This is a genomic window from Streptomyces sp. NPDC059002, from assembly GCF_042740435.1.
In the GTDB taxonomy this organism is placed as follows: domain Bacteria; phylum Actinomycetota; class Actinomycetes; order Streptomycetales; family Streptomycetaceae; genus Streptomyces.
In genome coordinates this window covers 1-26,447 of record NZ_JBHYJI010000059.1, presented here as the reverse complement: position 1 = coordinate 26,447, position 26,447 = coordinate 1, and the positions used below count along the sequence as shown (strand labels likewise).

General features: G+C 73.5%; 22 protein-coding genes. 12 read left to right on the top strand and 10 right to left on the bottom strand.

Translation table 11 applies throughout. The features are described from left to right. The first annotated feature begins 7 nt into the window (after positions 1–7). A complete protein-coding gene (locus tag ACFWZ2_RS35185) occupies positions 8–1,126 on the top strand; it encodes an aromatic ring-hydroxylating dioxygenase subunit alpha (protein WP_384552773.1) in 1,119 nt (372 codons plus the stop codon). Here the strand turns inward: ACFWZ2_RS35185 and ACFWZ2_RS35180 are convergent. The 4 genes from ACFWZ2_RS35180 to ACFWZ2_RS35165 all read right to left on the bottom strand — a co-directional run bounded on the left by ACFWZ2_RS35180 (position 1,123) and on the right by ACFWZ2_RS35165 (position 9,067). Further along, positions 1,123–5,745, bottom strand: coding sequence for a hypothetical protein (locus tag ACFWZ2_RS35180; RefSeq protein ID WP_384552771.1), 4,623 nt, complete (start codon positions 5,743–5,745; stop codon positions 1,123–1,125). The genes ACFWZ2_RS35185 and ACFWZ2_RS35180 overlap by 4 nt on opposite strands. A 59-nt stretch (positions 5,746–5,804) precedes the next feature. After that, the gene (locus tag ACFWZ2_RS35175; RefSeq protein WP_384552769.1) at positions 5,805–6,698 is read right to left on the bottom strand and encodes a hypothetical protein; all 894 of its coding nucleotides are present in this window, start codon (positions 6,696–6,698) and stop codon (positions 5,805–5,807) included. A gap of 79 nt (positions 6,699–6,777) precedes the next feature. Beyond that, a complete protein-coding gene (locus tag ACFWZ2_RS35170; RefSeq protein WP_384552767.1) occupies positions 6,778–8,304 on the bottom strand; it encodes a hypothetical protein in 1,527 nt (508 codons plus the stop codon). A gap of 58 nt (positions 8,305–8,362) precedes the next feature. Continuing rightward, the gene (locus ACFWZ2_RS35165; protein WP_384552765.1) at positions 8,363–9,067 is read right to left on the bottom strand and encodes a GntR family transcriptional regulator; all 705 of its coding nucleotides are present in this window, start codon (positions 9,065–9,067) and stop codon (positions 8,363–8,365) included. Between the two features lie 192 nt (positions 9,068–9,259). On the opposite strand from ACFWZ2_RS35165, the gene ACFWZ2_RS35160 reads away from it, so the two are divergent. The 5 genes from ACFWZ2_RS35160 to ACFWZ2_RS35140 are packed head-to-tail and all read left to right on the top strand — an operon-like array spanning position 9,260 to position 13,634. Next, complete coding sequence (locus tag ACFWZ2_RS35160) at positions 9,260–10,561, top strand: MFS transporter (RefSeq protein ID WP_384552763.1); 1,302 nt, start codon at positions 9,260–9,262, stop codon at positions 10,559–10,561. After that, the gene (locus tag ACFWZ2_RS35155) at positions 10,558–11,331 is read left to right on the top strand and encodes a putative hydro-lyase (protein ID WP_384552761.1); all 774 of its coding nucleotides are present in this window, start codon (positions 10,558–10,560) and stop codon (positions 11,329–11,331) included. Before ACFWZ2_RS35160 ends, ACFWZ2_RS35155 begins: the two co-directional genes overlap by 4 nt. A 43-nt stretch (positions 11,332–11,374) precedes the next feature. Beyond that, positions 11,375–12,157 carry a LamB/YcsF family protein gene (locus ACFWZ2_RS35150; RefSeq protein WP_384552759.1) on the top strand — a complete coding sequence of 261 codons (783 nt, stop codon included), beginning with the start codon at positions 11,375–11,377 and terminating at the stop codon, positions 12,155–12,157. Further along, positions 12,154–12,768 carry an allophanate hydrolase subunit 1 gene (locus tag ACFWZ2_RS35145; RefSeq protein ID WP_384552757.1) on the top strand — a complete coding sequence of 205 codons (615 nt, stop codon included), beginning with the start codon at positions 12,154–12,156 and terminating at the stop codon, positions 12,766–12,768. The genes ACFWZ2_RS35150 and ACFWZ2_RS35145 overlap by 4 nt, the downstream gene beginning before the upstream one ends. Then, positions 12,765–13,634: a biotin-dependent carboxyltransferase family protein gene (locus ACFWZ2_RS35140; RefSeq protein ID WP_384552755.1), complete on the top strand. Its 870-nt coding sequence runs from the start codon at positions 12,765–12,767 to the stop codon at positions 13,632–13,634. The genes ACFWZ2_RS35145 and ACFWZ2_RS35140 overlap by 4 nt, the downstream gene beginning before the upstream one ends. Before the next feature lie 25 nt (positions 13,635–13,659). Here the strand turns inward: ACFWZ2_RS35140 and ACFWZ2_RS35135 are convergent, their stop codons facing one another. The 5 genes from ACFWZ2_RS35135 to ACFWZ2_RS35115 form a co-directional block, all read right to left on the bottom strand. Beyond that, positions 13,660–14,583: an SGNH/GDSL hydrolase family protein gene (locus ACFWZ2_RS35135; protein WP_384552753.1), complete on the bottom strand. Its 924-nt coding sequence runs from the start codon at positions 14,581–14,583 to the stop codon at positions 13,660–13,662. Beyond that, positions 14,570–15,799 carry a glycosyltransferase gene (locus ACFWZ2_RS35130; protein WP_384552751.1) on the bottom strand — a complete coding sequence of 410 codons (1,230 nt, stop codon included), beginning with the start codon at positions 15,797–15,799 and terminating at the stop codon, positions 14,570–14,572. The genes ACFWZ2_RS35135 and ACFWZ2_RS35130 overlap by 14 nt, the downstream gene beginning before the upstream one ends. Next, complete coding sequence (locus ACFWZ2_RS35125; protein ID WP_384552815.1) at positions 15,796–16,920, bottom strand: glycosyltransferase family 4 protein; 1,125 nt, start codon at positions 16,918–16,920, stop codon at positions 15,796–15,798. Before ACFWZ2_RS35125 ends, ACFWZ2_RS35130 begins: the two co-directional genes overlap by 4 nt. Before the next feature lie 157 nt (positions 16,921–17,077). After that, entirely contained in the window at positions 17,078–18,496 is a 1,419-nt protein-coding gene (locus tag ACFWZ2_RS35120; protein WP_384552749.1) for a HEAT repeat domain-containing protein, read from the bottom strand. 301 nt (positions 18,497–18,797) lie between these two features. Continuing rightward, complete coding sequence (locus ACFWZ2_RS35115) at positions 18,798–19,190, bottom strand: ankyrin repeat domain-containing protein (RefSeq protein WP_384552747.1); 393 nt, start codon at positions 19,188–19,190, stop codon at positions 18,798–18,800. 275 nt (positions 19,191–19,465) lie between these two features. Here ACFWZ2_RS35115 and ACFWZ2_RS35110 point away from each other — a divergent pair, with 275 nt between their 5' ends. Both ACFWZ2_RS35110 and ACFWZ2_RS35105 read left to right on the top strand, forming a co-directional pair. Then, the gene (locus ACFWZ2_RS35110) at positions 19,466–19,660 is read left to right on the top strand and encodes a hypothetical protein (RefSeq protein WP_018534760.1); all 195 of its coding nucleotides are present in this window, start codon (positions 19,466–19,468) and stop codon (positions 19,658–19,660) included. Positions 19,661–19,697: 37 nt separating this feature from the next. Beyond that, entirely contained in the window at positions 19,698–21,275 is a 1,578-nt protein-coding gene (locus ACFWZ2_RS35105) for a hypothetical protein (protein WP_384552745.1), read from the top strand. 18 nt (positions 21,276–21,293) lie between these two features. Here ACFWZ2_RS35105 and ACFWZ2_RS35100 read toward each other — a convergent pair whose 3' ends face one another. After that, positions 21,294–22,793 (bottom strand): PLP-dependent aminotransferase family protein, encoded by a 1,500-nt coding sequence (locus tag ACFWZ2_RS35100; protein WP_384552743.1) that lies wholly within the window; start codon positions 22,791–22,793, stop codon positions 21,294–21,296. Positions 22,794–22,857: 64 nt separating this feature from the next. Here ACFWZ2_RS35100 and ACFWZ2_RS35095 point away from each other — a divergent pair, with 64 nt between their 5' ends. The 4 genes from ACFWZ2_RS35095 (at position 22,858) to ACFWZ2_RS35080 (ending at position 26,383) form a co-directional block, all read left to right on the top strand. Further along, positions 22,858–23,592, top strand: a complete 735-nt coding sequence (locus ACFWZ2_RS35095) for a YitT family protein (protein ID WP_384552742.1) — start codon at positions 22,858–22,860, stop codon at positions 23,590–23,592. After that, positions 23,589–24,356 carry a glycerophosphodiester phosphodiesterase gene (locus ACFWZ2_RS35090; RefSeq protein WP_384552740.1) on the top strand — a complete coding sequence of 256 codons (768 nt, stop codon included), beginning with the start codon at positions 23,589–23,591 and terminating at the stop codon, positions 24,354–24,356. Before ACFWZ2_RS35095 ends, ACFWZ2_RS35090 begins: the two co-directional genes overlap by 4 nt. Before the next feature lie 46 nt (positions 24,357–24,402). After that, on the top strand, positions 24,403–25,752 hold the full coding sequence (locus tag ACFWZ2_RS35085; protein WP_384552738.1) for an MFS transporter: 1,350 nt from the start codon (positions 24,403–24,405) through the stop codon (positions 25,750–25,752). Between the two features lie 256 nt (positions 25,753–26,008). Then, positions 26,009–26,383 (top strand): RNA polymerase-binding protein RbpA, encoded by a 375-nt coding sequence (locus tag ACFWZ2_RS35080; RefSeq protein ID WP_030360404.1) that lies wholly within the window; start codon positions 26,009–26,011, stop codon positions 26,381–26,383. Positions 26,384–26,447 lie beyond the last annotated feature (64 nt).

Here is a 26,447-nt window from a genome sequence, read left to right as displayed (position 1 = left end):
TACGACCGTGACGACGACCCCGGTCCCGACGAGTCTCATCGCGACTCTGCCCGGCCGCTACTACACCGACCCCGAGATCTTCCGGCAGGAGCAGGAGCACGTCTTCGAAGCGCTGTGGTGCTGCGCGGTGCGCTCCGCCGACCTGGCGGGGCCCGGCGCGTTCCGCACCGTGACGATCGGCAGGGAGAGCGTCCTCATCACCCGCTCGCGCACCGGCGGGTTGCACGCCTTCCTGAACGTCTGCCGCCATCGCGGCGCCCGTCTGTGCACCGAGGAGTCGGGGCAGGTCCGCCGCGCCCTCCAATGCCCTTACCACGCCTGGACGTACGACCTGGACGGCAAGCTGATCGCCGCGCCGAACCTGGTGAAGATGCCGGACGTGGACCGCACCGCGTACGGCCTGGTGAAGGTCGCCCTGCGGGAGTGGCTCGGCTACGCCTGGGTGTGCCTGGCCGACGAACCGCCCTCCTTCGAGGAGACCGTCGTCGGCGCAGCGGTCGAACGTCTCGGGGACGCGGCGTCCATCGAGCGGTACGGCACCGAGCGGCTCGCACTCGGCAAGCGCGTCACCTACGACGTACACGCCAACTGGAAGCTGATCGTCGAGAACTTCATGGAGTGTTACCACTGCGCGACCATCCACCCCGAACTGACCGATGTCCTGCCGGAGTTCGCGGACGGCTTCGCCGCGCAGTACTACGTCGGGCACGGCGCCGCGTTCGGCGACGAGGTCGGCGGCTTCACCGTCGACGGCAGCACCGGATTCGACCGCCTGCCCGAGGTCACGGAGGACCAGGACCGCCGCTACTACGCGATCACCGTCAAGCCGACCGTGTTCATCAACCTCGTCCCCGACCATGTGATCCTGCACCGCATGTTCCCGCTGGCCGAGGACCGCACGGTCGTCGAGTGCGACTGGCTGTACGCGCGCGACGTCGTGGCGTCCGGGACCGATCTGTCGAAGTCCGTGGAGCTCTTCCACCGGGTCAACGCCCAGGACTTCGCGGCCTGCGAGCGCACCCAGCCCGCGATGGCGTCACGCGCCTACCGCGCGGGCGGGGTGCTGGTGCCGACCGAGCACCACATCGGTCTCTTCCACGACTGGCTCACCAAACGGCTGGCCTAGGCGGTGGGCGCGGGCCGCTTGTACATCCGTGTCGCCGTGATCTCCCCGTGCACCGTCTCGCCGTCCGGGTCCTGCTGCGGCAGGCCGGGGCGCAGGTGCTCCTCGACGCTGATGTACTTCAGTCCCGCGCGCAGGTCCGCGTCATTGCGCAACCGGATGACGAGCGGGAACTCCGCGAGTGCCGTCGTGTCGAACAGGCCGGTCGTGTAGAGCAGCTGCACACCGAGCGCGTCCGAGACGGCCCGCTGGAGCTCCAGGAGGTACGTCGCGTTGGCGCGGCCGATGGGATTGTCCAGGAAGAGCGTGCCCGCGTGCCGGTGCTTGTCCCTGCCGCGGTCGTTGCTGCGCAGCGCGGCCATCGTGCAGTACAGGGCGATGGCCGCGGTGAGCAGCTGACCACCCGAGAACACGTCGCCCATCTGTCCGACGGGGACGCGCTCGGCGCGCAGCACGGCGTCCGGCTTGAGGATCTCCACGGCGATGCCGCGCGGCTCGAGGGCGGCCTGAACGCCGCGCAGCAGCAGGGACATTCCGTCCCTGCGCATGTCGGAGTTCTTCTTGACGGCCGCGCGGGTGGCCTCGTCGACGACCTCGCCGAGCCGCTCGACGAGCGTCGCCTGATCGGGCTCCTCGAAGCGGACGCGCAGGAACTCCTGGCCCGACCACTCCCCCAGGCCCTCCGGCAGCCGGGACAGGCGCTGGGCGGAGCGCAGGGTGGCGAGCGCGGACTCGACGAGGCCGCGCAGCCGGTCGACGATGCTGTCGCGGTTGCGCTCCAGCTGCTCCAACTCGTCGGTCAGGACCCGGAGCCGGGGCGCGAAGGCATCCGCCCACTTCTTGGCGTGCTCGGGCAGCGCGGACGCGGGCAGCTCGCGGATCTGCTGGCGGGCGGGGGTGCGCACCTGCTCGTACCGGGTCGCGTTCGCATGGCGTACGAGGATGTCGCTGGCCTCGCGGACCGCGGACTCGGCGGCGGACAGGTCGGCGGCGCAGCCGCGCAGGGAGCGGCGGGCCTCCGCGGCGGACTGACGGGCCTCTTCGAGGGTGCCGGGGAACGGCTCGACGGCCTCGTCGGCCTCCTCGCCCTGGTGCTCGCGCAGGAGGTCCCGCAGCAGCGCCGCGGTCTCGTCGAAGCCACCGGCCGCGTCCTCGGTGGCGCGGTGGGTGTGCAGGAGCGCGGCGTGCGCCTCCTTGGCGCGGCTCAACGCCTCGGTGTGCGCGGCCAGTTCACCGGTGGCGGTGCGCAGCAGGGCCTGGGCCTGCTCGGCGTCGGTGGGGACGAGGTCCTCGGGGAGTTCGGTGTGCGCCTCGCCGTCCTCGGGGGCGTGCCGCTCGGCCTCGCCGCGCAGCCGGCCGAGCTGCTCGCTCGCGGTGGCGGAGCGGGCCTCGATCAGCTGGACCTGGGCCTCCGCGCGCGCGGCGGCGGCCTGCCGGGACGGGCCGTCGGAGCCGTCGGGGCCTTCGAGGAGCAGCGCCGCGCGGGTACGGACCTTGTTGCTGAGCCGGTCCAGTTCGGCGAGGGCGGCACTCTCGTCGCTCTCGGCGCGGGCCTGCTCGGCGCGGAGGTCGGCGCCGACGCCGACCTTCTCGTAGAGCTGCGACGCCGCGCGATAGGCCTCGCGCAGGGCGGGCAGCGACGTCTTGGGCGCCGCCGCATCCTCCGGCACGTCCTCGGGGGCACCCGCGATCTCGGCGCGCTCGGCGCGCAGCGCACGCGCGGTGCGGCGGGCGTCGTCAGCGGCGCGCTGGGCGGCGCGGCGGTCCTCGTCGGCGGCGCGGGCGCGGTCCAGGCAGGTCTGGGCGCGGGACTCCGACTCGACGGCGTCGTCGGCCAGTTCACGCAGCTTGACCTGCCAGCCGGCCCGCTCACGGAGCCGGAAGGCGAGTCCGGCGAGGGCGTCGGCGGAGCGCCGGGCGCGCTGGGCGGCCTCCTGCCGCTCGTCACGCACGCGTACCGCCTCGCCCGCGGCGTCGTCGGCCTCTGCGCGTGCCGTGCGGCACTCGGCGAGCTCGGATTCGGCCTCTTCGGCGAAGGCGCGGGCCTCCTCGGCCGCGGTGGCGAGCTCCGCGAGGCGGCCGCTCGGGCAGCCCGAGCGCCAGGAGGCGAGGCGTGCGGCGAGCTCACGGTCCTTGGCGAGGCGGACGGCGAGCGCCCGGATCTCCTCGTCCCGCTGGGCGGCCCGCGCGCGCAGCGCCTGCCGCTCCTCGTCGGCGGCGTGCTCGTCGTGCATGGCCGGGTTCGGCGGTACGAGGAATACACCGAAAGTACCGCTGTCGGCCGTCTGTTCGCCCGGCGTCGGGGCGAGCAGGGCGGCCGCGGTGCCCACGGCCACGGCGGAGCGGGGCAGCAGGGCGGCGTCGGCGAGGGCGTCGCGGGCGCGGGCGTGCGTGTCGGGGTCGGTGATGACCACGCCGTCGACGAGCTCGGGCCGGGCGGCGAGTACGCGCGCGTGGTCGGCGGGGTCGACGGCCTGGGCCAGATAGCGCCAGCCGGGCAGCGCGGGGATGCCGTGCTCGCCGAGGAACTCGACGGTGGCGAGGACGTCGGGGCCCGGCGGCAGGAGCCCGCCGTCGCCGAGTGCGCCCAGGATGCGGGAGTCGTCGGCGGCCGCGGTGCGCAGGTCGAACAGGCTCCGCTCGGCGGCGGCGACCCCGTCGTCGAGCAGGGCCCGCAGGTCGTCGGCGGAGCGTTCCAACTCCGCTACGGAGAGGGTGCCTTGACGCGCCGCAGGCGCGCCCTGCCGGGGCTGGGGCACCGCGCCGTCCTGCTCGCCGCCCGGCAGGCCGAGCAGTTCGGCGAGCCGCTCGTCCTGGGCGATGGACTCCGCGGCGCGGTGCTCCGCGTCGTGCGCGGCTTCCGCTGCGGTCGCCGCGTCCGACGCGCGGGCCGCGGTCAGCTCGGCGCGCGCCTCGGCCCCTGCCGCCTCCTTGGCGTGCTCGGTGGCCCGGCGGGCGGCCTCGCGGGCGGTGTCCCAGGCGGCGACCGTGGTCTTCTCCGCGTCGCTCGCGGCGAGCGCGGCGCGGGCCGGGTCGGCGTCGGGAGCGGTGTCGTCGAGCCAGCCCGCGCGCACGGCTTCCGCGGTCTCCTGCTCGACCTCGGTCAGGCGCTGGCGCAGGTGGCCGGCCTCGCTGCGGGCGCGCTGGGCCTCGGTGGCGGCGGCGGTGGCGTCGCGGTGCGCGGCCTCGCCGGTCTCCTGGAGGGCCGCGGAGCGCTCCTCCTCTTCGTTGGCGAGGTTCTCGGCGCCTTCGGCGGCAGTGTGCAGGGCGCGGACCAGGTCGGAGGCGGCCTTGGCGCGGGCGGCGAGCGCGGGGGCCGCGTCTCGCTCGGCCTCGCGGATCGCGGCGGCCACGCGCGCGGAGCGGTCGGCGGCGGCGCGGTGCCGCAGGACGGCCTCGGCGGCCTGCCAGGCGGAGTGCAGGGTGCGTGCCTCGACGAGTTCGCGGCGCTGGGCCGCGGCGGCCTTCTCAGCGACGGTGAGCGCCAAGGAGGCGTGCCGGTAGGCCAGTTCGGCGGAGATCAGCGCGCTGGTGCCGCGGGCCTGCTCGGCGGCGGTGACGGTGTGCGCGGCGGCGGTGACCTGCTCGGCGAGTGCGGCGGCGCGGCCCCGCTCCTCGGTGCCGCGGGCGGAGAGTCTGCGGGCCAGGGTGCGGGTGCGCCGCTCGGCGCCCGCGTGCACGTCACGCGCGCGTGCCCGGGTCTCGGCGCCGTCGACGATCCGGCCGAGCAGATCGACGGAGCCCGCGGTGAAGTCCCGCTCGGCGATGAGCTCGGCGCGGCGGCCCAGCTTGTTGCCGAAGCCGTGGACGAGGTCGGCGAGGCCGTCCGTGTCGCGCGTGTCCGTGACGGCGCGCAGCAGCAGGTCGGTGAAGTCGGAGTCCTTCTTGACCGCGAAGAGACCGGCGGCTTCACCTTCATCGGCGTTCATCTCCCGCTGGTAGCGGAAGAGTTCGGGGTCGAGGCCCAGGTCGCCCAGGTGTTCGTTCCAGCGGTCGTGGATCTCTTCCCAGTGCACTTCGAGGTGGGGGTACGCCTTGACCGCGTCGGTCAGGGCGTCGCGGAACCCCTTCATGGTGCGCCGCCGCCCCTGCGCGCCCGACGCGCCTTCCACGGAGGGCCGTACGGCGGTGGACTCGGCAACCGGCAGCGAGTCCAGGCTCATACCGGGTCCGGGCCGGAAGGAGTACCAGGCCTCGGCGAACTTCCGCGGGTCGTTGGAGACCTGCCGCCCGCGCCACTCACTGACCTTGCCGACGACCACGCACTCGCCGGTGAGGGTGTGCTGCCACTCCAGGGCGACGTGCCCGCAGTCGTCGGCGAGCAGGAACTTGCGCAGCACTCCGGAGCTCGCGCCGCCCAGGGTGTTGCGGTGGCCCGGCAGCATCACCGAGAAGATCAGCTTGAGGAGGACGGACTTGCCGCCGCCGTTCTCCAGGAAGAGCACGCCCGCGGGTGCGGGGCGGCGCGGCGGCCCCACCGGCTCGTCCTCGAAGAACTCCGCCTGGGTGGGCGCGGGGTCGGGCACCTCCGTGCCCACGCCGCGCAGGTCGAGCACGGTGTCGGCGTAGCGCGCACCGGCCGGACCGATGGAGTAGAGGCGGACCCGGGACAGCTCGTACATGGCGGCGGACTCTCGTCGTAAGTCGGGCGGAACGGCAGGAAGTTCAGACGGTGGGGGCGTCAGGAGTGGAAGGGCAGGCCCGCGTCGGCCGCCAGCTCCAGGTCGTCGGGGTCTTCGGGGGGCAGCAGCGTCGCCGAGCCGTCCGTGACCGGCACGACGCCGAGTTCGAGCAGCTCGGCCATGGCCGCGCCGCCCGCCATGTCGCGGACCTGGAGCTGATAGCGGGCCGTGGTGCGGTACGTGCCCCCGGAGTCGTCCCCGGTGCGCTGCAGGAACCCGGAGTCGGTGAGGAACGCGACGGCCTTGCCGACGATGCCGGTGGTCGATCCCGCGAGGCGGCGGGCGTCCTTGGTGGCGCCGGTGGAGCTGCGCCGCGCCCAGATCCGCCAGGCGGCTTCGAGGCCGGGTGCGTCGGTGGCCGGGTCGGTGTTCTCGCCCTGCTCCTCGGCGCGCTCCTCCAGGCGGTGGCAGGCCTGGCGCACGAACGCGTCGACCCCGTTGACCGTGACGCGGCCGATGTACCCGTCGTCGGCGAGGTCCTCGGGGCGCGGGAAGGCCATGGCGGCGACGGCGAGGTGCGCGAGGCCGTGCAGGAAGCGGTCGGTGGAGTCGGTCGCGGCGCGGCGGGCGTAGTCGCCCATGCGGACGGCGAAGACGGAGTCCTCGGCGGCGGTCACGGCCATGCCCGCGCGCGGGGACACCTCCAGGACGACGAGCCCGAGCCCGGCGGCGACGGCGTCGGCGAGCCGCGCGAAGGGCGGGTCCTCGCGGTAGCGGCGGAGCAGTTCGCCGTACTCCTGGTCGCGGGCGGGCTGGAGCTTGGGCTGCAGGCCGAAGGCGACGAGCCGGGCCGCGTCGGCGGCGTCGGCCGGGGTGACGGGCGCGGTGGCGGCGGGTGCCGTCGTGGACTCCGGCTCGCCCCACGCGGCGTGCTCTGCGGGGTGGTCGGTCACGGCGTGTGCTCCTTGCGGCGGTGAATCGGTCGTACGTCCCCGGGGGCGCCCGGCGTCCTGGGGTGCGGTCCGGTGGGCATCAGGCGGCCTCCGTCCGGTCGGCGGCCATTCCGGCGGCATCCAGGAGGGCCGTGCCGACGATGAGGTCGGCGCCGCCGAACTCCTGGTCGTCGAGGTCGGTGCCGTCGTCCACGGCGAAGAGCAGCTTCTCCTCGCCCTGGCGGTAGGCGGTGCCGACCGGCGGGCTTGCGGCGTGCACCGCCAACAGGGCGACGAGGTAGGGCAGTTCGGGGTCGCGCAGGCGGGCTTCGGCGAGCAGTCCGGACAGACGGCGCGGCGCGTCGGCGGGCAGGTCGAGCAGCTGCATGGCGCTCGCGAGCTGCTCCTCGCTGAAGCGGCTGTCGTCCGGCGTGGCGATCAGCTCGGGCTCGGGCATCTCGGCGCCGAGGTGCTCGCGCTCCATGGGCGGCGTCAGCAGTATGTCGACGAGGTCGCCGACCCGTACGGACACGGGGGTGCGCAGTCCGGTGCCGCGCGCGAAGAAAGCATCCGTCACGCGGATCGCCTGCTCGGCGGGGAGCGGCAGGATCGGCGCGACGAGCTGACCGTACAGATCCAGGCCCGTGCGCGCGGTGGGCGCCGCGAAGGCCTGCCGGTCCTGCTCGGCGCGGAACAGGGGGCCCGCCTCCAGGAGGCGGGACTGGAGCTGTGTGTGGCGGCGGATGCAGTCCTTGACGATGTCGACCAGCTCGGCGGCGCGCCGCTTCTGCTCGGGGTCCTCGGACTCGTCACGCGCCTTGCGGATGTTGGTCAGGATCGCGTTCTCGTGGCGGTAGCGGTCGGCTACGTGGTCGAGGGCCTCGGCGATCATGTCGGGGACGGCCTGGAGCCAGTCCACCGCGCGGACGTTGCGCCGGGTGGCGTCGAGGGCCTTGCGCAGGGTCTCCGAGTACTGCACGGTGCGGTAGCGCGCCTGCTCGGCGGCGAGCTGGGCGTCGGCCAGCCTGCCGCGGCTGATCAGCACCTCCAGCTTCACCTCGGCGGCGATCTGGGCGCTGGTGACGTCGGTGTCGAGGGCGCCCACCAGGACGTTGACCGCCTCGTCGGTGGTCCGCAGGTAGACGCTGCCGCCGTACCCGGGGACTTCTTCGAGGAGCTTGAAGTCGTAGTCCCTGCGGACATAGGTGCCGTCGGGGGCGAACGTGCCGTACACCGCGCGGAAGCCGCGGTCGACGCTGCCGACGTTGATCAGGTTCTCCAGGACCCAGCGGGCCACGCGCTCGTGCTCGGCGGCGGGGCGCTGCGGGGCCTGGGCCGCGACGCGCGGGAGCAGCCTGGCGACGATCTGCTCATGATCGGCGCCGGTGTCGAAGTCCATGTTGAGCGTGACGAGGTCGATGGCGGACAGGGCCACCTCGGCCATCGCGTACACCGAGTACTCACCGGCGAGGTTGGCCTTGCGCACGTCGAGGTCGTGCAGCGGAGCCGTGCAGGCGAGGGCGCGCAGGCGGCGCGCCAGGCCCTCGTCGGCGGCCGGGCCCAGAGCGGGCCGCGGCCCCGCGCTGAGCTGGGGCGGAGCGGTGTCCGTAACGGCAGGCGAAGTCACGGTGCACAGACTAGGTCCTCGGTCTGACAACGGTCGAAACGGCGCAGAAGCGACCGGGTCAGCCGCCCGCGCCGACGCGCCGTCCGTACACCTCGACCAGGCCCGCGAGCGAGTCGTCGAGATAGGCGGCGAGCAGCAGCTCGGCCCGTGCGGCGTCGCCCGCCCGCAGGGTGTCCAGGACCTGCTGGTTGCGTTCGAGGTAGGGCTCGTGCAGGCTGCGCGGATCGTCCACCACGTGGAAGGCGAGGCGCAGTTCGGCGAAGACGCTGCGCATCAGTTCATCCGTGCGGGCGCTTCCGGCGAGCGCGACGAGTTCCCGGTGGAAGTGGATGTTGGCGGTGGAGACGCCCCGCCACTCCTTGTCGCCTGCGGCGCGCAGGCCGTCCGCGACGGCGCCCGCCACCCCGTCGAGGGCGAACGGCGGCTCACCGAGACCCCGGACGACCGCGCACTCCACGAGGCGCCGGGTGCGGTAGATGTCCTCGACGTCCTCGATCGCGAGGACCCGCACGAAGACGCCCCGATTGAGCTGGTGCTCCAGGAGCCGCTCGTGCGTGAGCAGCCGGAACGCCTCTCGCAGTGTGTTGCGCGAGACGCCGAGCGCCCCGCCGATGCTGTCCTCGGAGAGCCGGGTGCCGGGTGGGAAGAAACCCTCGGCGATGCGGGTCCTGAGGATGTCCGAGACGCGCTCGGCAGTGCTGGTGCGCCCGAGAAGCGCACGGTCGTCGGCCAGTCCGCTCACTGCAGCCATCCCGTCAGCCATGCCCGGATTCAATCGCAGATACGGGAACGAAACAACATGGGTATTGAAGGATCGTTCAACGATCCTCTACCTTGTCGGGCACGGCTCCGCAGCCGGCACTCCCCGCACCACGCACCAGTGCTCCTCCGCACCGCGTACCAACGCTCTCCCTGCACGCTCCAGCACCCTCCGTCCCCTCCCTGTGAGGTGCCCATGAGCACGACCCCACCGCCCCAGGCAGCACCGGCCGACATACGCCTCGACAAGGGCGAACCCCCCGACGACAGCGGGGCGTTCGGCTGGCTGCGCGCCCTCGGACCGCGCGGCCGACGCGCCTTCGCCGGCGCCTTCGGGGGCTATGCCCTCGACTCCTACGACTACTTCACGCTGCCCCTGAGCATGGTCGCGCTGGCCGCGTACTTCGGCCTCGACAGCGGCCAGACCGGCCTGTTCACCACGGTCACCCTGGTCGTCTCCGCGGTCGGCGGCGCCATCGCCGGAGTGGTCGCCGACCGGATCGGCCGCGTGAAGGCGCTGATGATCACGGTCGTCACGTACGCCGTCTTCACCGTCGCCTGCGGCTTCGCGCCCAACTACGAGACGCTGCTGGTTTTCCGCGCCCTCCAGGGGCTCGGTTTCGGCGGCGAGTGGGCGGTCGGCGCGATCCTCGTCGCGGAGTACGCCACCGCCAAGAACCGCGGCCGCACCCTCGGTGCGATCCAGAGCTCCTGGGCCGTCGGCTGGGGTCTCGCGGCGGTCGTCTACACCCTGGTGTTCCAGTTCCTGGACGACGACATCGCCTGGCGCGTGATGTTCTGGACCGGCGCGCTGCCCGCCCTCCTCGTGATCTATGTGCGCCGCAACGTCCACGACGCCCCGGAGGCGGCGGCCGAGCGGCAGAAGAGCGCGGACAAGGGGTCGTTCACGGCCATCTTCCGGCCCGGCCTGCTGCGCGTCACGTTCTTCGCCGTGCTCCTGTCCACCGGTGTGCAGGGCGGCTACTACACGCTGGCCACCTGGGTGCCCACCTACCTCAAGAGCGAGCGCGGCCTGACGGTCGTGGGGACCGGCGGCTATCTCGCCTTCCTGATCTCCGGTGCCTTCCTCGGCTATCTGACCGGCGGCTATCTCACCGACAAGCTCGGCCGCAAGCGCAACATCGCACTCTTCGCGTTCCTCTCCGCGGCCAGCATCCTCGCCTACACGAACATCCCCGACGGGGCCAACAGCCTTCTCCTTGTGCTCGGTTTCCCGCTCGGCTTCTGCATGTCGGCGATCTTCAGCGGCTTCGGTTCCTTCCTCAGCGAGCTGTATCCGGCCGCGGTGCGCGGCACGGGGCAGGGCTTCACGTACAACACCGGCCGCGCGGTCGGCGCCGTCTTCCCGACCATGGTGGGCTTCCTGGCCGACAGCTGGGGCGTGGGCGGAGCGCTGGTCTTCGGAGCGGTCGGTTACGGCCTCGCCGTCATCGCCCTGTTCGGCCTGCCCGAGACGCGCGGGAGGGAACTGCTGTGATCCAGGACCCCAAACAGGCCCGCGCGGCGTTCCGTTCGGGCGAGACGAGCCCCACCGCGGGCTGGGCGCGGGGCTTCGCCCAGGCCAATCTCATCGCCGTCCCTGCCGACTGGGCGTACGAGATGCTCCTGTTCTGCCAGCGCAACCCGAAGCCCTGCCCGGTGCTCGACGTCACGGACGCGGGGTCCTGGAGCACCCCGCTCGCGCCGGACGCCGATCTCCGTACGGATCTGCCGCGCTACCGCGTGTGGGAGCACGGCGAGCTGACCGACGAGCCCACGGACGTCGTCGAGCACTGGCGCGACGACCTGGTGTCGTTCCTCATCGGCTGCAGCTTCACCTTCGAGTCGGCGCTCGCGTCGTCCGGTGTCCCGCTGCGCCACATCGAGCAGAACCGCAACGTCTCGATGTACGTGACGGCCCGCCCGTGCCGCCCTGCGGGGCGGCTGCGCGGCCCCATGGTGGTATCGATGCGCCCCGTCCCGCCCCGGCACCTCGCCGAGGCCATCAAGGAGAGTTCCCTGATGCCCGCGGTGCACGGCAGCCCGGTGCACTGCGGCGATCCCGGGGCGCTCGGCATCGAGGATCTCGACCGCCCCGACTTCGGCGACCCGGTGACCGCGGAACCGGACGACATCCCGGTGTTCTGGGCGTGCGGAGTGACCCCGCAGGCGGCCGTCATGGCCTCCCGGCCGCCCTTCGCGATCACGCACGCGCCGGGCCGGATGTTCGTCACCGACGCCCGGGACGAGCAGTACCGCGTGGCCTGACCCCAGTGCGCCGAGCGACAAGAACCACAGGAGACCTACGTAGATGAGCACGGCCTCTGCCGACACCACAGCCTCGATCGACCTCAATGCCGACCTCGGCGAAGGCTTCGGCCGCTGGCGCCTCACCGACGACGAGGAGCTGCTCTCCGTCGTCACCAGCGCCAATGTGGCCTGCGGATTCCACGCCGGGGACGCGGTCACCATGCGGCGGGTGTGCGACCGCGCCGCCGAGCGCGGCGTGCGGATCGGCGCACAGGTCTCCTACCGCGACCTGGCGGGCTTCGGGCGGCGGGCGATGGACGTGCCAGCCGCCGAACTCGCGGCCGAAGTGGCCTACCAGATCGGCGCCTTGGAGGTCTTCGCGCGCGCGGCGGGCACGCGCGTGTCGTACGTCAAGCCGCACGGCGCGCTCTACAACCGCGTCGTCCACGACGAGGACCAGGCCCGCGCGGTCGTCGACGGCGTACTGCTCGCGGACGCCTCACTGCCCGTCCTCGGGCTGCCGGGATCGCGCCTCCTGGAGGCCGCGGACAAGGCCGGACTCCCCTCCGTCACCGAGGCGTTCGCGGACCGCGCCTACACCGAAGAGGGCACGTTGGTCCCGCGCGGCACCGAAGGGGCCGTCATCACCGCGGCGGACACCGTCGTCGAACGGTCCGTCGGCATGGCCCGCACCGGCGTCGTCACCTCGCACGGCGGCCACGAGATCGCGGTCCGCGCGCGGTCGCTGTGCCTGCACGGCGACACCCCGGGGGCGGTGGATCTGGCCCGCCGGGTGCGGGCCGAACTGGAGTCGGCGGGCGTGCGCGTGGCGGCCTTCGCATGAGGGCCCTGCCGGTCGGCGACCGGGCCCTGCTCGTCGAACTGGCCGACGGCGCCGAGGCCCAGGCGCTCCACGCCGAACTGCTGCGCCGCCGCGCCACGGGCTCCCTGCGCGTACGCGAGATCGTCCCCGCGGCCCGCACGGTGCTCCTCGACGGCCTCGACGACGCCGCACGCGTGGGCGCGCAGCTGCCCGGCTGGGAGATCCCGCCGCTGCCCGCGCGCGCGGAGGCCGCCCTGGAGATCGCGGTGCGCTACGACGGCCCGGACCTCGCCGAGGTCGCCGCGCACTGGGGCGTCGCCGAGGCCGAGGTCGCGCGGATCCACTCGGCGGCCGAATACCGCGTCGCCTTCTGCGGGTTCGCACCCGGCTTCGGGTATCTCACCGGGCTGCCGGACGGCCACGAAGTGCCGCGCCGGGCCACGCCGCGCACGTCCGTCCCCGCGGGCAGCGTCGCGCTCGCCGGTCCGTACACGGGCGTCTATCCGCGTGCGTCGCCCGGCGGCTGGCAGCTGATCGGCTCGACGGACGCCGTGCTGTGGGACCACGCGCGCGTGCCCGCCGCGCTCCTCTCGCCCGGTGTCCGCGTCCGCTTCGTGGCGGAGGCGCGATGACCGACCGTGCCTTCGCCGTCGTGCGGGCCGGGGCGCTGACCACCGTGCAGGACGGCGGGCGCCCCGGGCACGCCCATCTCGGGGTGCCCCGTTCCGGTGCCCTCGACCAGCCCGCGGCGCGCCTCGTCAACCGCCTGGTCGGCAACCCGCCAGGCGCCGCCGTCCTGGAGACCACCCTCAACGGCTGCTCCCTGCGCCCGCGTCGTCCTGTGACCGTGGCGGTCGGCGGCGCGCCCTGCCCGGTGACCGTGGACGGCCGCCCCGCACCCTGGGGAGCACCGGTGCGCATACCCGCGGGCGCGCTCCTGGACGTCGGAACCGCTCTCTCCGGAGTACGTTGCTATGTCGCGTTCGACGGTGGTGTGGCGGTCGACCCGGTGCTCGGCAGCCGCTCCACCGATCTGCTCTCCGGCCTCGGCCCGCCCCCGCTCGCGGACGGGACCGTACTGCCCCTGGGCAGCCCGAGCGGCACGCACACGCGCGTGGACACCGTCCCGCACCCCGCGCCGCCCCGGGAGCTGGTGCTGCGGGTGGCGCCGGGACCGCGCGCCGACTGGTTCACCCCGGAGGCGCTACGGACGCTCACCACGCGCGCGTACCGGGTGTCCTCGGCGAGCAACCGCATCGGGCTGCGCACCGAAGGCCTCGCGCTGGAGCGTGCGCTCCAGGGTGAACTGCCCAGCGAGGGCATGGTGCTCGGCGCCGTCCAGGTGCCGCCGGACGGCAGGCCCGTGGTGTTCCTGGCCGACCATCCGACCACCGGGGGCTACCCGGTGGTGGCGGTCGTCCGGGAGACGGACCTCGCCGCCGCGGCCCAGGCGGTACCGGGCACGCCCGTGCGTTTCGTGACGGCCGCACGCCGCTGACCGGCGGGCAGCCGCCCCGCACGGCTCACAGCGCGGCCAGCGCGGCCGCCACCGCGTGGGAGGCGCTCCGGTCGAGCCGGACGCTGGTGCCCCGCGCCTGGTGCCGCACCTCCTCGGCCGCGAGGGCGAGCAGCTGGGGCAGCAGGTCGGTGCACCGGCGCGCCACCCATCCGGTGCCCGCGGTGGCCAGCCACCACAGGCTCGCGGAACGCGTAGGAGGAGGCAGTTCGGCCTCGCGCGCGGGCTCCCTGCCCAGCGTGAGCCCCCGGGCCGCGAGGAGCGCGTGGAATCCCGCCGCGAAGACGCGGTGCCCGCGCTCGCCGGGGTGCAGCCGGTCCGCGCTCCACAGGGTCCTGTCGGCGGCCAAGTCGCCCTCTGCGGCGTGCAGATGGACGGCGCCGTGCCGCTCGGACAGTGCGTGCACGACGGCGTTGACCGCGCCCTGTCTGCGGGCCAGCGGCCGGGCCAGGGCGCCGGGCAGGCCGAGCATCGTGCCCGGGTCGGGCAGACAGGCCGTGAGAAGGACGGCGTCGTGGGCGGCAAAGGCCCCGTAGACCTCGTCAAGGCGGGCGGCCACGGCGTGGATGTCGAACGTACGGCGCAGTGTGTCGTTGACGCCGATCACGACGGACACGATGTCGGGCCGCAGGGCGAGTGCCGCGGGCGTCTGCCGCAGCAGCACGTCCGCGGTCTGGGCGCCGCTGACGGCGAGGTTGTGGAGTTCCACGTCCCGCTCGGCCGACGCGATCCCCTCGGCGAGCAGGGCCGCCCATCCGCGCCACACCCCGTCGACGGGGTCGCCCACGCCTTCGGTGAGCGAATCGCCCAGCGCGACGAACCGCAGCGCGTCACCGGACACGCCCCCCGGCCCCTGCCCCTGCCGCTGCCCTTGCTCCTGCTCCTGCTCCTGCTCCTGCTCCTGCCGGGGCAGGTCGTCAACTCCCCACATGGGAACCCCTCCTGGACACCACTCCCCGTACGGAACCCAGCGCCCCCGCCTCGTGCGCCGCGAGAAACGCCGCGACAGCCGCGTCCCAGCCGAAACGCTCCGCACGCGCGCGTGCCGCCGCGCGCCGCGCCCGCTCCTGCCGCGCGAGGACCGCACGGACCGCGAGCGCGAACCCCTCCCCCGTGTCGAGCGCCGCGGCTCCGGCCGCGCCGACGATCTCCGGCAGCGCGGACGAGGCACTGGCCACCACGGGCGTGCCGCACGCCAGGGACTCCAGGGCCGCGAGCCCGAACGTCTCGCACGGACCGGGGGCCAGGCAGACGTCCGCCGCGGCCTGCAGCGCACCGAGTTCCGCACGGTCCGCGACATGACCGAGGAAGGTCACCGGCAACCGCCGCTCCCGCGCCCGCCGTTCGAGGCGACTCCGGAGCGGCCCTTCGCCCGCGACGACGAGCACCGCCCGCAGCCCGCTCGCGCGCAGGTCCTCCAGCGCGTCGAGGGCCACCCCCGGCCGCTTCTCCACGGACAGGCGTGAGCACAGCACCAGCAGCACCTCGTCCACGCGCGCGTGCCGGGCCCGCACCCCTGGGTCGTACAGGCCGGGGTGACGGCCCGCGAGGTCGACACCGAGCGGGGCGCGTACGACGTTGCGGGCCCCGATGCGCAGGAACTCGCGCTCGGCCCAGTGCGTGGTGCACACCACCCGCGAGTACGCGTGCGCGGTACGGGAGTTGAGCGCGTCGGCGGCGCGCCGGGCCGCGGCGGGCGGCAGGCCCCAGGTGCCGAGGACGCCGTCCGCCGTCTCGTGGGAGACCATCACGGCCGGGATCCGGGCCCGCCTGGCCCACGCCCCGGTCCAGCGCAGCGTGGTCCGGTCGGAGACCTCGATGCGGTCCGGGGCGAGGCGCTCCAGGAGCCGGGCCACCCTGCGGCGGTCGGTCAGGACGCGGTAGCCGCCGGTGCCGGGCAGCAGCGGGCCCGGCACGGTCAGGATCCGCCCCTGCTCGCTGTCGTGGACCGCTCCCCGCTCACCGGGCACGATGAGCACGGGCTCGTGCCCGGCCGCGAGGTAGCCGCGCCCCAGCTCCCGCAGAGCGGTGCGCAGCCCACCGGACGACGGCGTCACGAAGTTCGCGATCCGCACGATCCGCAGCGCCGCCGCCGACACCCCCGACGCCCTCGGTACCCCCACCCCGCCACGCGCGAGCCCGCTCACGCCGCCACCACCGTCCGCGCCGCGAGCACCTCTTCGTAGTGCCCGACGAGCTGCTCCCCCACCGCCTCCCAGGTGCGTCCCGCGACGGCCGCCCGTCCCGCCGCCCCGTACGCGGCCCGCAGGCCGGGGTCGGCGGCCAGGGACCATACGGCGTCGCGCACCGCGGCCGCGTCGCCCGGCGGCACCAGGACACCGGTCCTGCCGGGCACGACGAGGTCCAGCGGTCCGCCCGCCGCGGGCGCGATCACCGGCACGCCGCTCGCCATGGCCTCCTGGACCGTCTGGCAGAACGTCTCAAGGGGTCCGGTGTGCACGAAGAGGTCCAACGAGGCGAAGATCCGGGCGAGTTCGTCGCCGGTGCGGCGCCCGAGGAGCCGGGCTCCGGGGAGCGCCGCCCGTACCGCGCCCTCGCTCGGCCCGTCGCCGACGACGACCACGCGTACGCCTTCCAGGGCACACACCCCGGCCAGGAGTTCGACCCGCTTCTCCGGAGCGACGCGCCCCACGTATCCGACGATCAGCTCGCCGTCCGGGGCCAGCGCGCGCCGCAGCGCCTCGTCGCGCAGGGCGGGCCGGAAGCGGACGGTGTCGACGCCCCGCGGCCACAGCCGCACCCGTGGCACGCCGTGCGCCGTCAGGGCGCGCAGCGCGGCGGTGGAGGGGGCGAGGGTGCGGTCGGCGGCCGTGTGGACACCGCGGATGCGCCGCCAGGCGGTGGACTCGCCCAGGCCCACGTACGCCCGTGCGTAGCCGCCCAGATCCGTCTGGTAGACGGCGACGGCGGGAATCCCGAGGCGTCCCGCGGCCGCCATGCCGCGCGCGCCGAGGACGAACGGGCTGGCCAGATGGACCACTTGGGCCCGGTGTTCGACCAGCGCCGCGGCCACCCTGCGGCTCGGCAGGGCCACCCTGACCTGCGGATAGCCGGGCAGCGGAACGGAGGGGACCCAGACGACGGGGCACGGCGCCCAGGCGTCGGCCCGGTCCCCGGCCGCGGTGGCCGGGGCGACGACGAGCGGGTGGTGACCGCGGGCGGCGAGCTGCCGCGCGGTCTGCAGGGCGCAGTGCGCCACGCCGTTGACATCGGGAGGGAAGGATTCGGTGACGATGACGACACGCATACCGGTGTTGACTCGCATACCGGTGTTGTCGTCGTGCGGGGCGTGGCCGCGTCAACGTGGATCTTTCCTGGCGGGGAACGTCCCATGAGCGTTCCCCTCCGCGCCCGTCGCGGGGCGGGCGCGGCACGAGGGGGCGGTGTCCCGGGCCCCTGCCGGGCTACAGCGCGGGCGCGTCGGGCCCGATTCTGCTGCGCACCGCGGTCTGTACCTCGTCCTCTTCGGCGGGGTCGGCGGCGAGCCTTCTGAGCTGGGTGACGACGCGGGCGTCACCGGTCTCCGCGTGCCGTGCGGCGACTTCGCGGGTGGTCTCCTCGCAGTCCCAGAGGCACTCGACGGCGAAGCCGGCGGCGAAGGAGGGGTCGGTGGCGGCGAGCGCGCGGGCGGCGCGGCCACGGAGGTGGGAGGAGGCGGTCTCGCGGTAGACGTGCCGCAGCACGGGTGCCGCGCAGGCGATGCCGAGCCGCCCCGCGCCGTCGACGAGCGTCCACAGCGTGGGCGCGTCGGGGCCCTCGCCGCGGACCGCTTCGCGCAGGGCGGCAAGGACCAGCTTGTCGTCCTGGGCGTCGCCCCGGCAGGCGAGCACGCGTCCGGCGGCCGCGCCAAGGGCGTCGGGGCGGTAGGCCCAGCGCCGCGCGCGTTCGACGGCGGCGGTGCCCCGCATCCGTTCGAAGGCTTCGGTCGCGGCGTCCACGACGACCTGTGACGGGCTCTCCGCGGCGTGCTCGATGAGGTCGAGGACGTCGGGGTCGTGCGCGTCGGCGAGGTAGCGAAGGGCCGTGCCGCGCGCCGCGTCGGAGCCGTTGCGGGCGGCTTCGACGATCTCGGCGCGGTCGTCGGGTCCGGCGACCGCGGTCAGGCAGCGGGCGGCGGGCACATGCAGCACGACGCCGCGTTCGAGCCCCTCCTGCGCCCAGTCGAAGACGGCCTGGACGCTCCATCCGGGGCGCGGTCCCGACGGCCGCATCTGGCGCTGCCAGCGGTCGAAGGAGCCCTGTTCCCGCGCGGCGCGCACGCGGGCGCCGATATCGGCCCGGGGATCCTCCTCCCAGAGCCGCCAGGGCCTGGGTTCGTAGGCGTCGCGGACGGCCGTGGCCAGTTCGGCCTCGCCCTCGGGGTCCGCGGGGAATCGGGCGAGCACGGGGGCGGCGAGGGCGCGCAGGCCCGCGTCGTCGTCCCGCAGCGCCAGCTCGTCGAGGGCCCACGCCCAGTTGGTGCCGTAGGCCGCGTACCGCCTGAGCAGTTCGAGGGCGTCGTGCCTGCCGTAGGAGGCGAGGTGCCCGAGGACCGCGAGGGCGAGTCCGGTGCGCGAGTCGTCCGTGTCCAGGACGTCCTCGGCATCGAAGAGGTGCCGCTCGATCGCGCCGAGCCCGCCGTCCAGGTCGAGGTAGAGCCTGGCGTAGTACAGGGAGCGGTTCTCCACCTGCCAGTCGTGGCGTGGGTCGCTCAGCACGCACTGGTCGAGGGCTGCCAACGCCTCGGGGCGTGGTGCGGTGAGTGCGTGCAGCGTGCCGTCGCCGCGGCCCCGCTGCAACAGGCCGAGCAGCGTACCGCTGGGCGCTATGACCGGATCGAACATGGGAAACAGCCTCACATCAAGCGTCGACGCAACCGGGAATCACGCATTACCTGGCCGTGCGCCAACACGTCGGGCCGCCCGCCGTCTCTTGCTTGTCGAAGACCATCTTCCTCTGCCTCTCGTCGGTGGCCCAGGGGTTCCCGGACGGGAGGTCCGGGGGCGGGCCGCTCACGGTCCACGCGGTGCGGCAACATCTGCCCCGCCGTCGCGTCCGTAAATCACGTCGTCATGATGACCCGGCGGTCAGGTCCGCCGCGACCACATTTCCAGCGCCCCCGTTGTTGCTGGTCAGGTACCCCGCTCAGGCGGTCCCGAACAGCTTCAGCAGCTCCGCCTTTCCGAACATCCGGGCGGTGTCGACCGCCGACGGCATTCCCGCGGCCGGATCGGCGCCGCCGTCGAGAAGAGCCCTGACCACGGCGTCCTCACCCTTGAAGACCGCGCCGGCGAGCGGGGTCTGGCCCCGGTCGTTGGCGCTGTTGGCGTCGCCGCCGCGCTCCAGGAGGGCCCGGACCGCGTCGGCGTGCCCGTGGTAGGCCGCCAGCATCACGAGCGAGTCGCCGCTGTCGTTGGTGAGGTTCGCGGGCACTCCCGCGTCCACGTAGGCCGCGAGCGCCGCCGCATCGCCCTGGCGCGCCAGATCGAAGATCTTGGTCGCCAGCTCCACGACCTCGGGGTCGGGGGCTTCGCTCATGGGGCGTCCGCCTTTCTGGGATGCGCTGCCTTTGCAGCCGTACGAGTGAATCGACAGGGTACTGCCCTCGCGGGCACATGACCCGCCCCTCCCGCGGCAAAGATCACGAAGGGTGCGGGAGACCGCCCGGACCCGCGCCCGGGCGGCCCAGCAGAGGTCTGCCATTCGGGCGAAATTCCGGAAAATTCGCCCATTTGCACCTTTTATCGTATGGATACATGCTGTGAGCCTGGAAGAACTCATGGTGACTGTCCCCATCAACCAGGAGAATCCTCATGATCCTGTCCATCTCAGGCGTCGTGCTGCTCGGAATCATCGTCTTCCTCTTCTTCCGAAAAGACGGACTCAAGGCATCCCACGCGCTGGTCTGCGCGCTCTTCGGCTTCTACCTCGCGGGCACCGCCATCGCCCCGAGCATCAAGGCCGGCGGCGCGAGCCTGGCGAGCCTCCTCGGCGGGATCAAGTTCTGACGCCCCTGCCTTTCGTACGCACCTTCAGGAGACAGACGTGGCCAGGCGCCCACTCCCCCGCATTCTGAGCAACGGCACCGCACCCATCGCCCGGAGCCGGGAGCTGGCTCGGTCGGCCGCCGACAGCGCCACCGATGTTCTCCACCCGCTGATCACGATCACTCGTGGACTGCGCCGGCTGGCAGCCGCCGGGCGGCGCAAGTGGGCCGACACCCCCAAGGACCGTCGCGGACCGCTGCTGTTCCTGGTGGCCTCCGTGATCCTGGTCGTGGCGCTCGTCCCCTACGGGCCGCTGCTCGCCGTCATCTCCCTGATGGCGGCCGCCGCGTGGACCGGCCGCGAGCGCACCGCCCCCGCGCCGACCGGCCCCGACGAGGCGCAGACACAGCGGCTGCAGTCCCTCTACGAAGCGCTCGTCCCGTACTTCTCCGTCCCCGAGGACCCCGCCCCGCTCTTCGCGCACGGCGGCGACTGGGACAAGGCCTTCACCTCGTACGACTTCGACGACACGGGGCGGATCTCGCGCCTCGTGGTGCACTACCCGGCGTACTTCACGGACGGCGAGGCCGAGTCCCGCGCGCGGATCGAGCAGTTGCTGCACGCCAAGTCGGGCCGCGGCAGGGAGTACCACTTCGAGTGGGACGAGGAGGGCAACCAGCTCACCGTCACCGTGCTGCCCCCGCTGCCCACGGACATCGCCGCCCAGCGGTTCGTCACCGCCCCCGGAGAGACCGTTCTCGGCTTCACCGACGGGACCGGCGTACAGCGCACCCTGCCGGTGGCCGACGGCGACGAGCAGCGCGACGTGCCCCCCGTCGTGTGGCGCACCGGCATCCGCTCCACCGAGCCCCATCTGCTCGTCGCGGGCCAGCCCGGCAGCGGCACGACGACGCTGCTGCGCTCCATCGCGCTGCAGGCCCTTCAGTACGGCGACGTCCTCGTCGTCGAAGGGAGCGGCACCGGCGACTACGCGTGCCTGACCGGCCGCGACGGCGTCCTGGCCGTCGAGTGCGGGCTCGCCGGAGCCCTCGCGAGCCTCGAATGGGCGGCGCACGAGACCGAGCGCAGGCTCATCTCCGCCAACCGTGCCCGGCAGGCGGGCCACCCGCCGCCGGAGGACACCAAGCGCCCCCTGTGGATCCTCCTGGACCGCCCGGGCGCGCTGGGTCATCTGGCCGCCGCGGACGGCCGCAAGGACCCCCAGTCGCTGCTGCAGGTCCCCCTGCGGCACGGCAGGGCGGCCAATGTGACAGTGGTCGTGGCCGATCAGCTCGACAGCCTGGACGTACTGAGTGATCCGGTACGCCAGCACACGCGCGCGCGTGTGGTGCTCGGGCCCGCCACGCCCGACCAGCTGGCGGAGGTCCTCGGTGCGCCGCCGCACACGACGCCCACCACGGACGTCCCGCCCGGCCGCGGCTACGCCCGGCTCGGCACGGGCCCGGTGCACCGCCTCCAAGTGCCCGCGACCCCGGATCCGTACGACGAGGCGACCAGCGAGGCACACCGTCAGGCGGTCATGGAGCTGCTGCCCGAGCGGATCACCCCTGCCGACCAGGCGCAGCCCCACGAGCAGGAACAGGAGCAGGCGGAGCCGGTGCCCGCCGAGGGCTGAACCGGCACCCGACGGGCGTCAGGCGACGAACGGATGCGCGACTTCCGCGCCCGCGCCGGCGCCCGTCTCCACGAGCCGGGCCGCCGCGGCGAGCCGCACCGCCGCCTCGTCGGCCACCGCACCGCCCACGGTGAACGGCAGCCGCACATACCCCTCGAAGGCCCCGTCCACGCCGAAGCGCGGCCCTGAGGGAACCCGCACCCCCACGCGCTCGCCCACCTCGGCGAGCCGCGACCCCGAGAGACCCCCGGTGCGCACCCACAGCGTCAGCCCGCCGCGCGGCACCTCGAACTCCCAGCCGGGCAGCTCACGGCGGACCGCGGCGACCAGCGCGTCGCGGTTCTCCCGCGCCTGCTCCCTGCGCATGTCCACGGCCGCCTGCCAACCGCCGGTGTTGAGCAGCCAGTTCACGGCGAGCTGTTCAAGGACGGGCGTGCCCAGATCGGCGTACGCGCGCGCCGCGACGAGACTGCGGATCACATCGGGCGCGGCCCGCACCCAGCCGATGCGCATGCCCGCCCAGAAGGCCTTGCTCGCCGAGCCGACGGTGATGACGGTGGAGCCCGCGGGGTCGAACCCGCAGACGGGGCGCGGCATGTCGAGGTCCTGGTCGAGCCCCAGCTCGCTCATCGTCTCGTCGACGACGAGCACCGTGCCCGCCGAACGGGCCGCCTCGACCAGCTGCCTGCGCTGGTCCTCGTCCGCGAGCGCGCCGGTGGGGTTGTGGAAGTCCGCGACGAGGTACGCGAGCCGGGGCGCCGCGTCCCGCAGCACCTGCCGCCAGCGGTCCAGGTCCCAGCCCTGCAGCCCTTCGGCCATGGCGACGGGCACGAGACGGGCACCGGCCTCGCGCATCAGCTGGAGGATGTTCGCGTACGAAGGCGACTCGACGGCGATGCGTTCACCGCGGCCCGCGAAGAGGTGGCAGATCGCGTCGATGGCGCCCATCGCGCCGGTCGTCACCATGATCTGCTCGGGCATCGTGGGGATCCCGCGCGCGGTGTAGCGCTCGGCGAGCATCTCGCGCAGGGCGGGCAGGCCCGCGGGGTAGTCGCCGTGCGTGTGGGCGTACGGCGGCAGCGCTTCGAGGGCGCCCTGGACGGCGCGGGTGAGCCAGGGCTCGGGCGCGGGCAGCGCGGCGCAGCCGAGGTCGATCATGGAGCCGAGCGCCTCGGGCGGCAGCGGTTCGAGCCCGCGCGCGGGGAGCGGGTTTCCGGCCGGGACGGCGGTCCAACTGCCCGCTCCCCTGCGGGACTCCAGGAACCCTTCGGTGCGCAGCGCCTCGTAGGCGGCGGCCACCGTGGTCCGGCTGACGGCCAGCGCGACGGCCAGCTCGCGCTCGGCGGGGAGCCTGGCGGCGACGGGCACGCGCCCTTCGAGGACGAGCAGCCGGATGCCGTCGGCGAGCGCGCGATACGCAGGGGGACGGCGGGTCCCCGAGCCGCCGGGGCGCGCCTGTTGGGAGGCGAGCAGCCGAGCGAGCTGGGTCGAGCCCATTGCCGAAGTCCACTGAGCCATGATCCCCAGTCCACCTTCCCCGAATTGGCCATGGTTGCGGCCTGCTTCCAAGCCACAGGGTGTCATGTATCGGGCCACCAGCACTACGGGGGAGCATTCCTTGTCCGTCACGAAGCCACGTCTCACGGCACGTCTCAGAGGACGTCTGACGTCACAGCCGCGCCTCACGCGCCGACTGCTCCAGCTGTACGCGGGTCTCGCCCTGTACGGCGCGAGTTCCGCGCTGATGGTCGCGGCCGGTCTCGGGCCCGAGCCGTGGAACGTGCTCAACCAGGGCCTGTCCGAGCTGACCGGACTGTCCATCGGCACCGTGTCGATCGTGGTGGGCGCCGCGGTGCTCCTGCTGTGGATCCCGCTCCGGCAGCGCCCCGGGCTCGGCACCGTCTCGAACGTCTTCGTCTGCGGGCTCGCGATGGACGCCACCCTGGCGTTCCTGCCCGACGCCCACTCCCTCGCCGTCCGCGTTCCGCTGCTCGTGGCGGGAGTCCTGCTCAACGGAGCGGCGACCGGCCTCTACATCACGGCCGCCTTCGGGCCCGGCCCCCGGGACGGCCTGATGACGGGTCTGCACCGCCGCACCAGCCGCTCCATCCGGCTGATCAGGACCTCGATCGAGGTGGCGGTCGTCGTCACGGGCTTCCTGCTCGGCGGCACGGTCGGCGTGGGCACGGTCCTGTACGCGCTGTCGATCGGCCCGCTCGCCCAGTTCTTCCTGCGCCGCTTCGCCGCCCCCGCGCCCACCGCGCGATCCGTCGTGGCCTCCGGCGGTCCATCGGAGCAGGCGATACTTCAGCGGTGACCACCCGCGTACGCCACCCCTACCTCGATCACCCGGGTCCCCTCGCCCTCGCCCACCGCGGCGGCGCGGCGGACGGCCTGGAGAACACCGCCGCGGCCTTCCGCCGCGCCGTCGACCTCGGCTACCGCTACATCGAGACCGATGTGCACGCCACGGCCGACGGCCGGCTCGTCGCCTTCCACGACGCGACGCTCGACCGCGTCACGGACAAGGCGGGACGCATCATCGACCTGCCGTGGAGCGAGGTGCGCCACGCGCGCGTGGCGGGCAGCGAGCCGGTGCCCCTCTTCGAAGAGCTCCTGGAGTCGTTCCCCGGTGTGCGCTGGAACGTGGACGTGAAGGCGGAGCCCGCGCTCCTGCCGCTGCTCGACCTGCTCCGCCGCACCGGCGCCTGGGACCGCGTCTGTGTGGGCTCGTTCTCCGAGGCGCGCGTGGCCAGGGCCCAGCGCCTCGCGGGCCCGCGGCTCGCCACCTCCCTGGGCACCCGGGGCGTGGCGGCGCTGCGCCTGCTGTCGTACGGCGTGCCCGCCGCGCTGCGCCGCTCCGCGGTCTGCGCACAGGTGCCCGAGACGCACGCGGGGATCCGGGTCGTCGACCACCGCTTCGTCCGTGCGGCCCACGCGCGCGGGCTGCAGGTCCATGTGTGGACCGTCAACGACGCCGAGCGGATGAGAACTCTCCTCGACCTCGGTGTGGATGGCATAGTTTCCGATCACATCGAGACGCTGCGCGAGGTGCTGAAGGACCGGGGGACCTGGGTCTGAACCGCCCGAGGGCGGCGACGCACCACGGGGAACAGCGAGGTCACGGGTGAGTACCGACACCGTGCGGGCAGGGGCGGCCGACGAGGCAGCCGAACGACGGTACGAGCAACGGGGCTGGTACTTCTACGACTGGGCGTGCTCGGTCTATTCGACGAGCGTCCTGACCGTATTCCTGGGGCCCTACCTCACGGAGGTCGCCAAGGCCGCCGCCGACCCCGACGGCTATGTGCACCCGCTGGGCATCCCGGTCCGCGCCGGTTCCTTCTTCGCGTACACCGTGTCCGCGTCGGTGCTCGTGTCGGTCTTCGTGATGCCGATGGCGGCCGCGGCGGCCGACCGTACGGGCCGCAAGAAGCCGCTGCTCGCCGTGGCCGCCTATCTGGGCGCCGCCGCGACGGCGGGCATGTTCTTCCTGTCCGGCGACCGCTATCTCCTCGGCGGCTTCCTGCTGATCGTCGCCAATGCCTCGCTCGCCGTCTCGATGGTGCTCTACAACTCCTATCTCCCGCAGATCGCCCCTCCGGAGGAGCGCGACACGGTCTCCTCGCGCGGCTGGGCCTTCGGCTACGCGTCGGGCGCCCTCGTCCTGGTGGCGAATCTGGTGCTGTTCCTCGCGCACGACACCTTCGGCGTCTCGGAGGCGACCGCCGTACGCATCTGTCTGGCTTCGGCGGGCGTGTGGTGGGGCGCCTTCACGCTCGTCCCCCTGAAGCGGCTGCGCGAACGCCGCACGGCGCCGTCCGACGCCCCGGCAGGGGGCGGCTGGCAGCAGCTGAGGTCGACGGTGCGCGACATGCGCCGCCACCCCCACACGCTCGCGTTCCTGCTGGCGTACCTCGTCTACAACGACGGCGTCCAGACGGTGATCTCGCAGGCGTCCGTCTACGGCTCCGAAGAGCTGGGGCTCGGCCAGTCCACGCTGATCGTCGCGGTCCTGCTCGTGCAGCTGCTCGCGGTGGCGGGGGCGCTCGCCATGGGCAGGCTGGCCAGGACGTACGGCGCCAAGCGCACCATCCTCGGCTCGCTCGTGGCCTGGACGGTGACGATCGGGGCCGGTTACTTCCTGCCCGCGGGCGCGCCCGCGTGGTTCTTCGTGCTCGCCGCGGGGATCGGCCTGGTCCTCGGCGGCACGCAGGCGCTGTCGCGTTCGCTCTTCTCGCATCTGGTGCCGCGCGGCAAGGAGGCCGAGTACTTCTCCGCGTACGAGATCAGCGACCGCGGGATGGCCTGGCTCGGACCGTTGATCTTCGGCCTCACCTATCAGGTCACGGGGAGCTACCGGGACGCGATTGTGTCGCTCGTGGCGTTCTTTTTGCTCGGTTTCGTCCTGCTTTTGAGGGTGCCGGTGCGGCGTGCGGTGCGCGACGCGGGCAATCCCGTACCCGACCGGATTTAGCAACTGAAGGCAAAGGCCGGTAGTGTACGCGTTTGGCCTGCCAGGCGGACCGTTACTGCGAGCTGGAGATTCAGAAACGCTGGGTGACATCTGCTGCCAGATGTGACAAACCGGGCGCTGGTGGGTACAACAAGGGGCGGCATACGACGGCGACGCATGACCCTGAACGGGAATCTTTACCGCCGACCGGACGTTGACCGGATGACGACGACAGCGACACCTGTCCTGTGGGCGACAAGCCCGGGAGGCACGATTCATGAGTGAGCGAGCTCTTCGCGGCACGCGCCTCGTGGTGACAAGCTACGAGACCGACCGCGGCATCGACCTGGCCCCGCGCCAGGCCGTGGAGTACGCATGCCAGAACGGACATCGTTTCGAGATGCCGTTCTCGGTCGAGGCGGAGATCCCGCCGGAGTGGGAGTGCAAGGTCTGCGGGGCCCAGGCACTCCTGGTAGACGGGGACGGACCTGAGGAGAAGAAGGGGAAGCCTGCGCGTACGCACTGGGACATGCTCATGGAGCGCCGTACTCGGGAAGAGCTCGAGGAGGTCCTGGAGGAGCGCCTGGCGGTTCTCCGGTCCGGTGCCATGAACATCGCGGTGCATCCGCGGGACAGCCGCAAGTCCGCCTGACGGCGAACACGGCGCACCACCGCACAAGTTACGAGGGCCGGGGCCACTGCTGAGCAGTGGCCCC

What these genes read in the sequence shown, in the direction of transcription:
- ACFWZ2_RS35150 (WP_384552759.1), top strand. Translation starts at nt 11,375, where the DNA reads ATGAGCACGGCCTCTGCCGACACCACAGCCTCGATCGACCTCAATGCC.
- ACFWZ2_RS35095 (WP_384552742.1), top strand. Translation starts at nt 22,858, where the DNA reads ATGTATCGGGCCACCAGCACTACGGGGGAGCATTCCTTGTCCGTCACG.
- ACFWZ2_RS35145 (WP_384552757.1), top strand. Translation starts at nt 12,154, where the DNA reads ATGAGGGCCCTGCCGGTCGGCGACCGGGCCCTGCTCGTCGAACTGGCC.
- ACFWZ2_RS35100 (WP_384552743.1), bottom strand. Translation starts at nt 22,793, where the DNA reads ATGGCTCAGTGGACTTCGGCAATGGGCTCGACCCAGCTCGCTCGGCTG.
- ACFWZ2_RS35120 (WP_384552749.1), bottom strand. Translation starts at nt 18,496, where the DNA reads ATGTTCGATCCGGTCATAGCGCCCAGCGGTACGCTGCTCGGCCTGTTG.
- ACFWZ2_RS35165 (WP_384552765.1), bottom strand. Translation starts at nt 9,067, where the DNA reads ATGGCTGACGGGATGGCTGCAGTGAGCGGACTGGCCGACGACCGTGCG.
- ACFWZ2_RS35160 (WP_384552763.1), top strand. Translation starts at nt 9,260, where the DNA reads ATGAGCACGACCCCACCGCCCCAGGCAGCACCGGCCGACATACGCCTC.
- ACFWZ2_RS35180 (WP_384552771.1), bottom strand. Translation starts at nt 5,745, where the DNA reads ATGTACGAGCTGTCCCGGGTCCGCCTCTACTCCATCGGTCCGGCCGGT.
- ACFWZ2_RS35080 (WP_030360404.1), top strand. Translation starts at nt 26,009, where the DNA reads ATGAGTGAGCGAGCTCTTCGCGGCACGCGCCTCGTGGTGACAAGCTAC.
- ACFWZ2_RS35135 (WP_384552753.1), bottom strand. Translation starts at nt 14,583, where the DNA reads ATGTGGGGAGTTGACGACCTGCCCCGGCAGGAGCAGGAGCAGGAGCAG.
- ACFWZ2_RS35110 (WP_018534760.1), top strand. Translation starts at nt 19,466, where the DNA reads ATGATCCTGTCCATCTCAGGCGTCGTGCTGCTCGGAATCATCGTCTTC.
- ACFWZ2_RS35115 (WP_384552747.1), bottom strand. Translation starts at nt 19,190, where the DNA reads ATGAGCGAAGCCCCCGACCCCGAGGTCGTGGAGCTGGCGACCAAGATC.
- ACFWZ2_RS35140 (WP_384552755.1), top strand. Translation starts at nt 12,765, where the DNA reads ATGACCGACCGTGCCTTCGCCGTCGTGCGGGCCGGGGCGCTGACCACC.
- ACFWZ2_RS35125 (WP_384552815.1), bottom strand. Translation starts at nt 16,920, where the DNA reads ATGCGTGTCGTCATCGTCACCGAATCCTTCCCTCCCGATGTCAACGGC.